General features: G+C 67.0%; 11 protein-coding genes and 1 pseudogene. 6 read left to right on the top strand and 6 right to left on the bottom strand.

Annotation, left to right across the window (positions count from 1 at the left end):
- The coding region (gluP, locus tag ACEN88_RS11880) for a glucose/galactose MFS transporter (RefSeq protein WP_413339829.1) at window positions 1–658 on the top strand (658 nt) is incomplete at its 5' end.
- Between the two features lie 212 nt (window positions 659–870).
- Entirely contained in the window at window positions 871–1,440 is a 570-nt protein-coding gene (gene mntP, locus ACEN88_RS11875) for a manganese efflux pump MntP (RefSeq protein ID WP_413339827.1), read from the top strand.
- Here mntP and ACEN88_RS11870 read toward each other — a convergent pair whose 3' ends face one another.
- The 6 genes from ACEN88_RS11870 to ACEN88_RS11845 all read right to left on the bottom strand — a co-directional run bounded on the left by ACEN88_RS11870 (window position 1,441) and on the right by ACEN88_RS11845 (window position 10,543).
- Complete coding sequence (locus tag ACEN88_RS11870; RefSeq protein WP_413339826.1) at window positions 1,441–2,595, bottom strand: acyltransferase family protein; 1,155 nt, start codon at window positions 2,593–2,595, stop codon at window positions 1,441–1,443.
- On the bottom strand, window positions 2,592–4,103 hold the full coding sequence (locus tag ACEN88_RS11865) for a tryptophan halogenase family protein (protein WP_413339824.1): 1,512 nt from the start codon (window positions 4,101–4,103) through the stop codon (window positions 2,592–2,594). Before ACEN88_RS11865 ends, ACEN88_RS11870 begins: the two co-directional genes overlap by 4 nt.
- A 39-nt stretch (window positions 4,104–4,142) precedes the next feature.
- Window positions 4,143–5,150 (bottom strand): cupin-like domain-containing protein, encoded by a 1,008-nt coding sequence (locus ACEN88_RS11860; protein WP_413339822.1) that lies wholly within the window; start codon window positions 5,148–5,150, stop codon window positions 4,143–4,145.
- On the bottom strand, window positions 5,137–5,847 hold the full coding sequence (locus ACEN88_RS11855; protein WP_413339820.1) for a SapC family protein: 711 nt from the start codon (window positions 5,845–5,847) through the stop codon (window positions 5,137–5,139). The genes ACEN88_RS11860 and ACEN88_RS11855 overlap by 14 nt, the downstream gene beginning before the upstream one ends.
- A 44-nt stretch (window positions 5,848–5,891) precedes the next feature.
- Complete coding sequence (locus tag ACEN88_RS11850; protein WP_413339819.1) at window positions 5,892–7,424, bottom strand: tryptophan halogenase family protein; 1,533 nt, start codon at window positions 7,422–7,424, stop codon at window positions 5,892–5,894.
- 146 nt (window positions 7,425–7,570) lie between these two features.
- Complete coding sequence (locus tag ACEN88_RS11845; RefSeq protein WP_413339818.1) at window positions 7,571–10,543, bottom strand: TonB-dependent receptor; 2,973 nt, start codon at window positions 10,541–10,543, stop codon at window positions 7,571–7,573.
- A 229-nt stretch (window positions 10,544–10,772) separates the two neighbouring features.
- Between ACEN88_RS11845 and ACEN88_RS11840 the strand changes: the two genes are divergently transcribed.
- The 4 genes and pseudogenes from ACEN88_RS11840 to ACEN88_RS11825 all read left to right on the top strand — a co-directional run.
- Entirely contained in the window at window positions 10,773–11,576 is an 804-nt protein-coding gene (locus tag ACEN88_RS11840) for a family 16 glycosylhydrolase (protein WP_413339816.1), read from the top strand.
- 91 nt (window positions 11,577–11,667) lie between these two features.
- The gene (locus tag ACEN88_RS11835) at window positions 11,668–12,813 is read left to right on the top strand and encodes a serine hydrolase domain-containing protein (protein ID WP_413339814.1); all 1,146 of its coding nucleotides are present in this window, start codon (window positions 11,668–11,670) and stop codon (window positions 12,811–12,813) included.
- Window positions 12,791–13,081: a hypothetical protein gene (locus tag ACEN88_RS11830; RefSeq protein ID WP_413339813.1), complete on the top strand. Its 291-nt coding sequence runs from the start codon at window positions 12,791–12,793 to the stop codon at window positions 13,079–13,081. Before ACEN88_RS11835 ends, ACEN88_RS11830 begins: the two co-directional genes overlap by 23 nt.
- A gap of 144 nt (window positions 13,082–13,225) precedes the next feature.
- Window positions 13,226–13,511, top strand: a pseudogene (locus ACEN88_RS11825) (hypothetical protein); the annotation flags it as partial.

Below are 13,511 nucleotides of genomic sequence, written 5' to 3'. Positions count from 1 at the left end.
CCTCGCCGGCCTGTTCGCGCTGGCCCGGCTGCCGCGCATCGACCATGCGGATGCCGAGGTGCCCGCGGCGGGTGCCGTCGGCTCCGCGCTGCATCATCGCCACCTCGTGCTGGGCGCCGTCGCCATCTTCCTGTACGTGGGCGGTGAAGTCAGCATCGGCAGCTTCCTCGTCAACTTCCTCGGCGAGCAGCAGGTGGCGGGGATGCCGGCGGCGCAGGCGGCGAGCTACGTCAGCGTGTACTGGGGCGGGGCGCTGATCGGGCGCTTCATCGGCTTTGCCGTGATGCGCGTCGTCAGCCCCGGCAAGGCGCTCGCGTTCAACGCGCTGCTGGCCATCGCGCTCGTGCTGGCCGCGATCTTCGGCCGGGGCCAGGCCGCGATGTGGGCGATCCTCGCCGTGGGGTTGTGCAATTCGATCATGTTCCCGACGATCTTCAGCATGGCGCTGCACGGCCTGGGACGCCACACGGGCCAGGGCTCCGGCATCCTGTGCATGGCGATCGTGGGCGGCGCCATCGTCCCGTTCCTGCAAGGCTGGCTGGCCGACCGCATCGGCGTGCAGCCGTCGTTCTTCGTGCCGGCGGCCTGCTATGGCTTCATCCTGTTCTTCGGCGTGAAGTATGCGAACCTGCATCGCCAGGTGGCCACCACCGGCTGAGACTGGCCATGCCGGCATCTTTTGCAGTAAAATGCCGGCATCCCATTGGGGAGTAGCCTGCTTCCGCCCTGCGGAAGTTCCCGTATCAACATACTCGACAGCCCTGGCTGACGTGGTACGGGCAGCCGTTTCGGTTGGCAAGACCTTTGGTATGCCTGCGCGTTCATCGGGCCGCGCCGGCATGCCTTCGCGTTTGCCCGACTGGAACCACAATGAATCTCCTCGCCACCGCAGCCCTCGCCCTCGCCATGTCCACCGACGCATTCGCCGTCGCCGTCGGCAAGGGCGCCGCGCTGCAACGTCCCCATCTCCGCGAAGCCCTGCGCACGGGCGCCATCTTCGGCGTGATCGAAGGCCTCACACCCGTCATCGGCTGGGCGCTGGGCCATTGGGCCGCGCCGTACGTCCAGGCGTGGGACCACTGGATCGCGTTCACCCTGCTGGGCGTGCTGGGCCTGCGCATGATGCGCGAAGGCCTGTCGGGTGCGGACGAAGCCGAGGACGACAAGCCGACGAGCCACTCCTTCTGGCTGCTGGCTGTGGCAGGCTTTGCGACGAGCATCGACGCGATGGCCGTCGGCGTGGGCCTCGCGTTCATCGACGCGAACATCGTCACGACGGCCGGCGCGATCGGCCTGTCGACGTTCATCATGGTGACGATCGGCGTGATGGTGGGACGCGGCCTCGGCAAGCTGGTGGGCAAGCGCGCCGAATTCGTGGGCGGACTCGTACTGATCGCGATCGGATCGCTGATCCTGTACGAGCACCTCGGCCAGGGCTGATCAGCCGTTCGCGACCGGCGCGGCGACCGCCGGCTTGCGGTCCATCCAGCGCCGCGTGAGCCAGGCGCGCACGGGTTCGTCGTAGTACTTCAGCAGCAGCCACGCCAGCGCGACGCAGACGGCGAAGGTGGCCGCGGCGACGGGCACGCCGTCCCGCAGCGACACGTGGTTCGCGTTGGTCCACGCGGTGTACGTGTAGACGAACGGATAGTGGACGATGTAGAGCGGATACGACAGCCCGCCCAGCGCGGCGCACACGCGGGCCGTACGGGCGCTTCCCTGCGCACTGGCGCCGAGCCAGATGACGAACGGGAACACGGCGACGATGCACAGGGATTCGTACAGCCCGTTCATCCACAAGGTGTCCGGGCCGCCGATGCGCGGCAACGCCATCGTCGCGAACAGGATCGCGGCGCTGACCGGGAACGCGTACGCGACGCGGCCCGGACGCACGACGCGCGACAGCAGCAGTCCCGCGAGGAACGGGTAGGCCAGGCGCGTGAACCCGAGCTGGAACTGGACGGGGTCCAGCGACCAGCCGCCGATCACGTCGCCGTTCGGCCCCGCCAGCAGGTAGTCAACAAGCCCCACGCCGGCCAGCAGCGCGAGCACGCCGAGGATCCGGTTCGGCAGCCGCCGCAGCACCAGCGCGTACAGCACGTTCGCCACGTATTCGAAGAACAGCGACCATGCCGGGCCGTTCAGGGGATGCATTTCGGCCCAGCCACGCAGGTCCATGCTGGGTGGCACCGGCAGCAGGGTCATGCCGATCACCATGATCAGCAGCACGCGCCACAGCGGTGTGTCCGCGATCATCGGGAACAGCGGCCCGGCCTGGAAATAGAACATCAGCGCGCCGATCACCATCGCGACGACGATCATCGGATGCAGGCGGATCAGCCGGCGCTGGAAGAACTCGCCCAGCGACATGCGCCGCCAGCGGTCGTCGTACGCATAGCCGATCACGAAGCCGGACAGCAGGAAGAAGAAGTCGACGGCCAGGTAGCCGTGGTTGATCACCTGCGCGAAGCGGTTGACGGCATGCGCCTCGCACAGGTGGAACGCGACGACCGTCAGCGCCGCGACGCCGCGCAGGCCGTCGAGGACGGGGTAGTGCCGCCTGGTGTCGGCGAAGCCGCCGGCCGCCGCAGTCACGGCTTGCCCGCCGGGCAGTAGCGCTCCACGTATTGCTGGTGCGGCGGCAGTTGCGACGCCGTGCGGCGCACGCCGTTCCTGATGCCGTCCAGGAAGCCGCGCAGCTCGTCGTCGCCCATCAGGTCCGCGCTCGGGTGCCAGCGTTCGGGCGTGAGGCCCTGGCCCAGCATCACCTGCACCCACGAGTTTTCCGCAAAGAGTTCGTTCCCTTCGCGGAAGACGCGGGCGCCGTCGCGGAACAGGTCGATGCGGTGCTGCAGGCTGTCCGGCACCACCATCGTCGCCGCGTCGTGCCAGTACGGCGTGTCGCGCCGGTTCGTGACCTTGTAGTGCAGGATGATGAAGTCGCGGATCGTGCGGATGTCTTCCTCGGTCTGCAGGTTGAATTCGTCGACGTCCGCCTGCTGGATGCCGTAAGTCGGGAACGTCTGCAGCAGGCGCACGATGCCGCGCTGGATCAGGTGGATGCTCGTCGATTCGATCGGTTCCAGGAAGCCGCTCGCGAGGCCCAGGCCGATGCAGTTGCCGATCCAGACCTTCTTGCGCTGGCCCGGCGTGAAGCGGATCACGCGCGGCTCCGTGAGGACCTTCCCCTCGATGTTGCCGAGCAGCGTGGCGCGTGCCGTGGCTTCGTCCGTGTAGCGGCTGGAGAACACGACGCCGTTGCCCGTGCGGTGCTGCAGCGGGATGCGCCATTGCCAGCCCCAGTCGTGCGCCATCGAGCGCGTCAGCGGCACGGCCGGGCCGGTCGATTCCGTCTGTACGGCGATCGCGCAGTCGTTGAACAGCCATTGCGACCAGTCTTCGTACTCGGCGCCCATCGTCTGGCCCAGCAGCAGCGAGCTGAAGCCAGTGCAGTCGATAAACAGGTCGCCCTCGACGCGTGTGCCCGAATCCAGTACGAGCGCGGTGATGTGACCTGTGGCCGGGTCGGTGTCGACGCTGGCGATCTTCGCTTCGATGCGCTCGGCGCCGAAGTGTTCGGAAAAGCGGCGCAGGTAGCGGGCGTAGCGCGTCGCGTCCAGGTGGTAGGCATAGTTGATGCCCTGGTTCGGCAGGTGGCCGAAGCGCTTTTCCTGTGACGCGACAAGTTCCAGGCAGTAGTCGCCGTAGTCGCCGGCGAGGCCGCGGTCGCGGCCCTTCAGCCAGAAGTGCTGGAAGCCGGCCGTCCAGTGGTCCGTGCCCGTCATGCCGAACGAGTGGATATAGTCTTCGCCGCGCGCGCGCCAGCTTTCGAAGCTGATGCCCAGCTTGAACGTGGCCTGCGTCGCGGCCATGAATTCCTGTTCGCCGATGTCGAGCAGGCGGTGGAAGTGGACGAGGCTCGGGATCGGCGCCTCGCCGACGCCGACGGTCCCGATGTCGTCCGACTCGACGAGCTTGATGTCGATGACCTTGCCGAGGGTGCGCGCCAGCGCCGCCGCGGCCATCCAGCCGGCGGTGCCGCCGCCGGCGATGACGACGCGCCGGATCGGGCGGCCGCGCCCTTGTTGGTTATTGTTCTCCATGTCTCTACTCCTGGCTTGTACGCGTTGTCTTCTTTAGTCTTATCTGTTTATGCGGCGCAGCAGCTGGCCGCGCAGGACGCGGGCACCGTCCTCGTCGAGAGGCGACAGTGCATAGCGCGCATTCTCGGGAATGTGCGCGAGGTTTGCGGGGTCCCGCTCGAAGATGTAGTGGCGGAAGATTTCCTGCCACGCGTGCCGCTGCTCGGGCGGCAGGTCGCGCATCGTCAGGATCGCCAGCATCAACGCGTTCGTCGGCGTGTCCATGTAGTCCGGGGACTGGCGCCACCAGTAGTTCACGAGCACGTTGAACGCGGACAGCGCTTCCACGTGGTGCCACCACATCGACGGGATGAACAGCGCGTCGCCCGGCCCCATCTCGGCCACTTCCGCATGCTGCAGCGCCTCGGCGTAGCGCGGGAAGCGCTCGAAGTCGGGGTTGCGCACGTCGACGAGGCTGATCGCCTGGCCGGCCGGATTGAAGTCGAGCGGGCCGACGTACAGGTTCTTCAGCTGGTCCGGCGGGAACAGCGTGAAGCGCCGCTCGCCGACCGCGACGACCGCCATATTGTCGGGCAGGTCGTAGTGCGTGGCGACGACGGTGCGGTTGCCGATCCAGATGCTGGCCAGCGGATTGCGGTCGCCGAGGTCCAGGTCGTTCTCGGCGCGCAGGCCGGGCAGGGCGCCGTCGATCGACGTCGAGCCCACGTAGATCGCCCCGGGATCCGGCCGCTTGCGGTGTTCGGCCAGTTCGTCCAGCACCTGGTCGAGTCGCCCGCGCACGTTGTGGAAGTTGAAGCCCGTGATCGTGTCGTTGTAGAAGAAGCGGCCGCCGATCTGCGGGGGGCCGAGCATGGCGTTGACGGTCGCGTCACGATAAAACCGGCGCAGGTAGGCGTCGGCGCTTTCGGCGGATGCGCGTCCCCTTTGCACGAGGGGCCAGTCGGCCGCGAGGCCGCGTACGATGTAGGGCCGCGTTGCGCGCAGCATCTCGTCCGGCAGCTTGTTGTCGCCGAACGAGACTTCCCGGACGTGCTTAACGGATGTCATTGGCGCGGTTCTTCCGTTGGATCAGGTCGCGGAACTGCGCCAGCGACGCCACCGCCATGTAGATGGCCTGCAGATAGCCGTTGTCGTGCAGGCGCGCGAGCTGCTCGCCCGTCAGCTTCGCGAGGCGGTCTTCGTTGATCGTGTAGAAGCCGGCCAGGCGGTTCTGCGAGCCGTCGTCCAGTTCCACGTCCAGCACGAACGATTCGATCAGTTCCAGCTCGACGAGCGCGGCGACGAACGCGCGCGATGCGGCGAGGCCTTCGTGGATGGTGCGCAGCACGGAGCTGATGCGTTCCAGGTATTCGCTCGTGCCGCCGTAGGTCAGGAACAGCGCCTCGCCCTCGATGCCGCCATCGCGCACGCGCGGGCTGTCCAGGTCGACGTGGACGGACAGTTCCTCGCCGCTGCGGCCGATCACGAACGGCTGGCGTTCGATCGTCAGCGGGATGGTCGGCGCGTCCCAGCCGTTCGGGCCGAGGAACAGGTTTTCGCCCGGTTCGAAGCCGAGCAGGGCGAGCGCGTCGTAGCCGCCGTTGCCGTCCTGCGCGAAGACGATCGGGTAGCAGGCTTGCAGGTCGCGGAATTCGGCGGGGAAGGTCAGCGCCGACATCACGGCGTCGCCGTACGCCGCGCCGCGGGTAGTGACCACGCGCAGGTTCTTGTGGTCGACGTTGTTCAGGGGTGCATGGTTGGCCATCGGTAGTAGTCTCTCTCGTTATTGGTATTTTGGTGGTGTCTCCGCTAGCCCGGCGGCATGCCGTACTGGCGGATGTGGTGGAGCATCTCGCGGTTCGCGGGCAGCTGCGGCAGCATCCGGGTGGTGAGCCGCGCGGCCTCGCGGAAGTACTGGGAGGCGGCCTCCGGCAGGTCGGAGGCGCGCTCGGTCAGTTCGGGCCGGAAGCCCATCCCGTACAGGACGTACTGCCAGCTCGCGGACGGGAAGATTTCTTCGATGCGCGGGAAGTCGCGCCGCGACGGCGCGCGCGTGCGCCACAGCGCGAGCAGTTCGCGCAGGCGCGGCGACTGCGTGCCGGGCGCGCGGTGATCGAGCCAGTAGGCGGTATCCGTGCGCTTCGACAGTACGTAGTGCAGCTTCAGGAAGTCGATGATGCGCTCCCACCGGTACGTGAACGCTTCGTTGAAGCGCGCGGCGATCGTATCCATCTGTGCACGCGTGGCGGGCATGTCGTCCGCCAGCCAGGCCGCGGACAGTTCCACGAGCGCGAGCGCGGACGCTTCCAGCGGCTCGATGAACCCGGCGGACAGGCCGATCGCGACCACGTTGCGTTCCCAGAAGCGGGCGCGGTAGCCGGGGTCGAACGCGATTTTTCGCGGTTGCGGGACCGCGCCGACGATGCCCGTGGAAGCCAGATAGGTGCGCAGCGTCGCCTCCGCCGCGTCGTCGTCGACGTGCGCGCTGGAATACACGTAGCCGATGCCGCGCCGCGCGGGCAGGCCGATGTCCCAGGTCCAGCCGTGCGGCTGGGCGGTGGATGTCGTCTGCGACGCGATGGGCGTGTCTTCCGTTGGATAGGGCGCCTGCACGGCGAGGGCGCGGTCGTTGAACAACACGTCGCGCTGCGACACGAGCGGCACGCCGTAGTGGCGGCCCAGCAGCAGCGAGGCCATGCCCGTGCAGTCGACGAACAGATCGCCTTCGATCAGGCCCGCCTCGCGCGTGCGCAGCGCGGCGATGTCGCCGTCGTCCGCGGACAGGATGTCGACGACGTGGGCCAGCACGTGGCGCACGCGCAGCTTGCCGACGCAGTGCTTCTGCAGGAAGACGCCGAATTTGCCGGCGTCGAGGTGATAACCGTAGTTGGCGACGCCGGCGAATTCCGGCGTCTGCGGCTGCTTCGGCGCGCGGCCCTGCACGCACAGATGCGGCTGGTAGCTGACGAGGTCCGCGAACGGGACGCCGCGGTGCGCGCGCTGCCAGGCGGCGACGAGGTTCGCCTCGCCATAGCCCTGGGGCAGGGAAAAGGGGTGGAAATAGACGTCGCCGTCGCTCCCGTCGACCCAGCGGTCGAAGCGCGAGCCCTGCTTGAACGCGGCGTCGCATTCGCGGAAGAACGCGGCTTCGGAGACGCCGATGCGCTGCAGCGTCTCGCGCATGGACGGCCACGTGCCTTCGCCGACGCCGATGGGCGGCACGCCCGGCGATTCGACGAGCGTGACGGTCAGGCGCGGGTGTTCGGCCGCGAGGACGCCGGCCGTCAGCCAGCCCGCGGAGCCGCCGCCGACCACGACGACGTGTTCGATGGGTTTACTCATCACAGCTTCCTTTTTCCGGTGGGCCGCATGAGTCTACCTGAAAATGCTGGCTTTAGAACAACTTTTTAACTGCTGAAACCGATTACGGCAGGCTACACATCCGCAATATTGCCGTCGTTCCCGCGCAGGCGGGAACGACGTATAACTTAGAACTTGTAGCGTGCCCCCAGCATGTAACGCGGCCCGGTCTGCGTCACGTACAGGGCCTGCTGCGTGGTCCGGCCGTGGACGCGGCTCGTTTCGTTCGTCAGGTTGATGGCTTCCGCCTGCACGACCAGCTTCGGCGTGACGTTGTAGCCGACCGACAGGTCGAGCTGGCCGTACGGCTCCACGTAGTTCGGGTTCGGGCCCGCGCCGTCGAACGTCGACGACAGGAACTCGCCGCGCCAGTTGTAGGCCGCGCGCACGTTCCACTTGTCGTTCTCGTAGATGCCGACCAGGTTGGCGGAGTTCGACAGGCCGACCAGTGCGAACTGTTCGCCCACGCTGCCGTTATCGTACCGCAGTCCGGAGTGCACGTACGTGTAGTTCGCCGAGATGCCGAAGCCGGTGTTGCCGAACATGTGCTGGAGATTGAGTTCCAGGCCGTTCAGGCTCGCCTTCTTCTGGTTCGAGAACGTCGTGATCTGGAAGTGCGCCACCGGATCGCCCGGTTGGCCGACGATGTTGCCGGTCGGGTTGCCGCTGCTGTCCACGCCCGTCACCGTCACGCCCGCGGCGGTCGGGTGATTCTTGAAGATGTAGTTGCGGATGCAGGCCGGGTCCGTGCCGCAGCCGGCGGCCGACGCTTCGTTCCACAGCGCGCCGCCCACCGGCGTGTGCAGGTTGAACGGCGTGGCGTCGATCTTCGACTGGCCGGCGTAGTTCTCCAGGTCTTTATAGAACGCGTTCACGGAGAAGAAGCTGTCCTTCCCGTAGTACCACTCCCACGACAGGTCGAAGTTCTTCGACTTCACGGGCTTCAGCGCCGGATTGCCCTGCGAGCCCGTGCCGCCGTCCACGCGCGCCAGCGTATTCAGGATCTGGCCGCCGGCGATCTGGTCGTAGCGCGGACGGCCGATGGTCTCGCCATAGCTCGCGCGCACCTTCATGTCGTCGCGCAGGTCCATGTCCCAGTCGACCGACGGCAGCAGGTGGTGGTACTTGCCGGTCAAGGTCGTGAACGTCGGGGCGCCGAACGTGACCGGGAATTCGTTGGCGGAGACCATCGTGATGGCGGTGGCCGCCGGCACGAGCGCGGTGGAGACGACGTCCGTCTTTTCGTAGCGCACGCCGATCGCGGTGTGCATCGGCAGCGCCGTATCCCAGTCCGTGTTGAACTGCAGGTAGAGGCTCTTCGATTTTTCACCGGTGCGCTGGTCCGTGTCGTACGTGTTCTTCGGCAGGTACAGCGCGGGCAGGCCGGATGCCTTCGACACCACGTCGCGCACCTGCGCGAAGTTGAAGGTGTAGAAGGTGTTGAACAGGTTCGGGTTCTGGCTGCCGGCCAGCTGGTCGAAGTACTGGCGGATCGTGTCGGCGTGCCACAGGCTGCTCGGGTAGTCCGACGGCTTCGTCGCGCCGGTCCACGAGTCGCGCTGCTGCGTGGAGAACGCGGAGCGGTTCTTGACCTCGATGGTGCCGATGCCGAAGTTCAGGTTCGACGCTTCAAGCATGCGCAGGCGGCCCTTGAACTGGAGCTGGTCGACCTCGCCCTTCATGTAGCCGTTCTGGAAGACGGAGCCGGTGACCTGCTGCGGTGCGCCCGTGAAGTTGGCGCCCTTGATCGACAGGACGGGGAACTCCTGCGAGAAGTCGGCCGTCGTGTCGCCGCGCGAGAAGCTCGCGGTGCCCAGCGTATTGTTCGAGCCGAACGGGCTGTCCGCCTTCGATTCCGCGGTCGAACGGTGCGCGTCGAACTCGAGTTTGAGATCCTTGCTGGCGCGCCACTGGGTATTGAAGCCGAGCGACTTGTTCTGCGTTTTCGTCGCGAAGTCGGCGCCGCCCATTGCGATGTCGCTATTCCCGGCCGGGATGAATTCCGTGTAGACGAGCGGCGCGGCGATCGGGCCATTGGTCCACGACGATGCCGACGCGCCGAAGTTGAACCAGGCGGAGACGTCGTTGCGCTTCGTCTGCAGCTTGTTTTCCGAGTACGTGTAGTCGAGGGTCGTCGTCAGCTCCTTGACCGGCTGCCACTGCAGGGTCAACTGGCCGTTGGTGCGCTGGCGCTTCACGCCCGTCATGCTGTAGTTCAGGTTCTGCGGCACCTGGTAGATGTCGCCGGGCTTCGGACGGTTCGTGATGTTTTCCGAGCCGGCGGTACCCGGCTGCGGGATCGTGCCCCAATTGTTCTCGTCGCCGCGGAACGGACCCTTCCAGCCGCTCGACACGGACGCCTGGTTGAAGCCCAGGTTGCGTTCCTGGTAGCTGGCCGAGACGCCCAGGCCCCAGTGGCCATCCTTCGACGTCGTCGAATAGATGCCCGAGAATTCCGGCGTGGTGGAGGTGCTGGCCTTGACGTCGCCCGGCAGGTTGTTGTTCGACGTGTCGTGCACGGCCTTGATGCCGATGCTCGAATACGTGCCCAGTTTGTCGAGCGGACGCGCCGTGATCACGTTGACGGTGGCGCCGATGCCGCCGGTCGGCGTCTCGGCGCGGCTCGTCTTGTAGACCTGCAGCTGCGAGATCGCTTCCGACGCCAGGTTCGAGAAATCGAACGAGCGGCCATTCAGGTCGCCCAGGTTCGACGTCGGCATCTGGCGGCCGTTCAGCAGCACCATGTTGAAGTCGGGACCCACGCCGCGCACGGTGATCTTCTGGCCTTCGCCGTTCACGCGGTCGATCGACACGCCCGAGATGCGCTGCAGCGATTCGGCCAGGTTCGTGTCGGGGAATTTGCCGATATCCTCGGCCACGATGCCGTCGACGATCCCGTCGGACTGGCGCTTCAGGTTCAGCGACGAGGCCAGCGACTGGCGCAGGCCCGTGACGGTGACCTGCTGGATCGACGTGGTCGGGATGTCGCCGCCGCGGCTGTCTTCGGTGGCGGTCGTCTGGGCGTAAGCCGGGATCAGGGCGGCGCAGGCGCTCGCCACAGCCAGGCTCATCAGTTTTTGGTTTGCCTTGGGGTAATGCATTGGGTCTCCTCTGTTTTTATCTCTCTTCACCGCTTCAACATCGTTTCCAATGTCTGGAAACGTTTCCATATGCCGGTCGAATCTTATGTTCAGAAAAAATAATTGTCAACGGAATATTCAGTAGTGCGTGGCCGAAACGGCACACTGAAAATACAGGGCTCGTTTGACATCGAAAAATTCGCGGTGCTATATTCGAAAGTGTCTGGGAACGTTTCCACGAGGAGTTCGCATGCCCACGTTTCGCGCTGCCGCCGTGCTTGCCGTTTTCCTGTCGCTGGGGACTGCGGCCCATGCGCAATCAACGCTCACGCAGCCGCCCGGCTGGGTGCTGGACTGGCACGACGAATTCGACGGCCGCACGCTCGACCGGACCAAATGGGTCCCGGAGACGGGCGGCAACGGCTGGGGCAACCATGAGCTGCAGTTCTATACGGACCGGCCCGACAATGTTCGCGTCGACGGCGGCAGTCTCGTCATCGAAGCCCGCAAGGAAGACCACGGCGGACGCCACTACACCTCCGCGCGCATCAAGACGGCGGGCAGGGTCGAGCGCACCTTCGGGCGCTACGAGGCGCGCATCAGGGTACCGCGCGGGCAGGGCATCTGGCCCGCGTTCTGGATGCTCGGGGCCGACATCGGCCAGGCCGGCTGGCCCCGCTGCGGCGAGATCGACATCATGGAAAACATCGGCCGCGAGCCGGACCTCGTGCACGGCACCCTGCACGGCCCCGGCTACAGCGGCGCCAATGCCATCGGCAAGCCGCAGCGGCTCGACCAGGGCACCTATGCGGACGACTACCACGTCTACGCTGTCGAATGGGAACCGCGCGAGATCCGCTGGTACCGCGACGGCATCCTGTACCACACGGCGCGGCCCGATACCGTCACGGGCGACTGGGTGTTCGAACACCCGTTCTTCGTGATCCTGAACCAGGCCGTCGGCGGGGCCTGGCCCGGCAATCCGGATGCGACGACCGCGTTCCCCCAGCAGATGCTGGTCGACTACGTGCGCGTCTACAAGCGTGCACGTTGACGAATCGTCATGACGAAGTTAGCGCTCTCATGGCATCATGTCGGGCTTGGATGCCGCGCGGTGCGGCATCCGGCGGGTCTGGGGAGAGCGCATGCGGTTCGGGACGTGGTTGACGGTGGGTGTGGCGGCGATGTTGGTGGCGGGCTGCGCGCGTCCGCTACGCCCCATGCAATCGCTGTCCGATCCGGAAATCCAGCGCGCGATGCGGCGCGAGCAGGTGCAGGGCCTGGCCTTCGCGACGATCGAGAACGGGCAGGTCGTGAACGTGAAGGCGATGGGCACGCGCAACGCGTCCCTCGGCCAGCCGCTGACGCCGGACACCATCATGGCGGGCGGCACCCTCACGAAGGCGGCCTTCGCGTACATGCTGCTGCAGCTGGCCGACGAGGGCCGGATCGACCTCGACGCGACCGTCACGAAGCTGCTGCCGCATCCGTTGCCCACGTACCGCGTGCGGCCCTACGATTTTTCCGACCTCGCCGGCGACGCGCGCTGGCAGACGATCACGCCGCGCATGCTGCTCGCGCACGGCGGCGGGCTCGCCGACTACCGCTGGATGGAGCCGGGCGGCCGGCTGCGCATCCACACCGATCCCGGCGAGCGCTATGCGTATTCGAGCGAAGGCTATGCGATCCTGCAGCTGATCGTCGAGCAAGGTCTCGGCCTGGACGTGGCGCAGGAAATGCGCCGGCGCGTGTTCGACCGCTTCGGCATGCGCCGCACGAGCATGTACTGGCGCGCGGAGTATTCGGAAAACGCGGCGGATGGCTACGCCTTCGACGGCACCTTGCAGCCGCACGAGCGCCGCTACCGCGTGCGCGCCGCGGGCTCGATGGAGACGACGATCGCGGACCAGGCCAGGCTGTGGGCCGGCATCATGCGCGGCGACGGCTTGCGGCCCGACACGCGCGCCGCGTTCTCGACGGGCTGGCTGCCGATCGCATCGCGCCGTCGCTACCCCGCGTTCGACGGCGCCGAGACCGCGTGGCCGCAGAAGCTGGCGGCGGGCCTCGGTGTCGTCACGTTCGAGGACCGCTCGGGCCCCGGCTGGTTCGACGGCGGCCACGACGAATCGACGGCGGAGTTCGTGCTGTGCCTGGAGACGGGCCAGCGCTGCGTGGTGATGCTGTCGAACGACGTGCGGGCGGAGCGCCTGTTCCCGGAACTGGGCCGGCAGGCGCTCGGTCCCGACGACATGCCGTGGAGCTGGAAATATGACTGGCTGGATCAACCTTGACGCCGCGGGCGGCGCCGGCATGCCGCAGCCCGCGCCCGATGCCCGTTGCGAGGATGCGCGCTTCGAGGACTCCTTTCGGCGTTGGCTGCCGGCCGGCGACCACGCCGTGGAATTGATCGGCGCGGCGGATTGCGACCCGGCCGCCGCCGACTGGGCGCTGGACGAGGTGTGGCTGCCGTCGCGCCCGCGCCTGAAACGCTATCCGCGCATCGCCGTGGGCCACGTGGACGGGCCGCTCGACGTCCTGTGGGAGCGCACGCCAATCTAGGACGCGTCCGGCAAGGATCGCAGGCACGCGTTACACTTGCCGCTTTACCCGGAGCGCATGTTGTCCCCATCGCCTTTGCCCACCGAGGTGCTCGACCGTCCGCGGCATGATAGTGCTGGCAAAGTCAGCGCAAACCATCCCGACATGCCCACGTGGCTGATGCTGCTGATCGCCACCGCCTGCGGCCTGATCGTCGCGAATCTGTATTACGTCCAGCCGCTCGTCGGCCCGATCCGCGCGGCGATCGGCCTGCCTGCCGGCGCGGCCGGCAAGCCGCGCGCGCTCGTGTTCTTTTCGCCGTGGTGCGAGACGTATCTGCGCGAGACCCGTCCCGCCACCGCACAGGCCTGCCGGCGCGTGCGCGAGGACGCGACGCGCCTGATGAAACGGGGCGGCGTGGACTGGCTTGCCGTCGCCGCGCCGCTGTGGA

It is taken from the genome of Massilia sp. CT11-108 (assembly GCF_047302915.1).
Taxonomy (GTDB): domain Bacteria; phylum Pseudomonadota; class Gammaproteobacteria; order Burkholderiales; family Burkholderiaceae_D; genus Telluria; species Telluria orientalis.
This window is presented reverse-complemented; position numbering and strand designations above follow the sequence as displayed.

Coding starts and splice junctions, on each gene's coding strand:
- ACEN88_RS11860 (WP_413339822.1), bottom strand. CDS start 5,150: ATGACATCCGTTAAGCACGTCCGGGAAGTCTCGTTCGGCGACAACAAG.
- mntP (WP_413339827.1), top strand. CDS start 871: ATGAATCTCCTCGCCACCGCAGCCCTCGCCCTCGCCATGTCCACCGAC.
- ACEN88_RS11865 (WP_413339824.1), bottom strand. CDS start 4,103: ATGGAGAACAATAACCAACAAGGGCGCGGCCGCCCGATCCGGCGCGTC.
- ACEN88_RS11830 (WP_413339813.1), top strand. CDS start 12,791: ATGACTGGCTGGATCAACCTTGACGCCGCGGGCGGCGCCGGCATGCCG.
- ACEN88_RS11850 (WP_413339819.1), bottom strand. CDS start 7,424: ATGAGTAAACCCATCGAACACGTCGTCGTGGTCGGCGGCGGCTCCGCG.
- ACEN88_RS11835 (WP_413339814.1), top strand. CDS start 11,668: ATGCGGTTCGGGACGTGGTTGACGGTGGGTGTGGCGGCGATGTTGGTG.
- ACEN88_RS11840 (WP_413339816.1), top strand. CDS start 10,773: ATGCCCACGTTTCGCGCTGCCGCCGTGCTTGCCGTTTTCCTGTCGCTG.
- ACEN88_RS11855 (WP_413339820.1), bottom strand. CDS start 5,847: ATGGCCAACCATGCACCCCTGAACAACGTCGACCACAAGAACCTGCGC.
- ACEN88_RS11845 (WP_413339818.1), bottom strand. CDS start 10,543: ATGCATTACCCCAAGGCAAACCAAAAACTGATGAGCCTGGCTGTGGCG.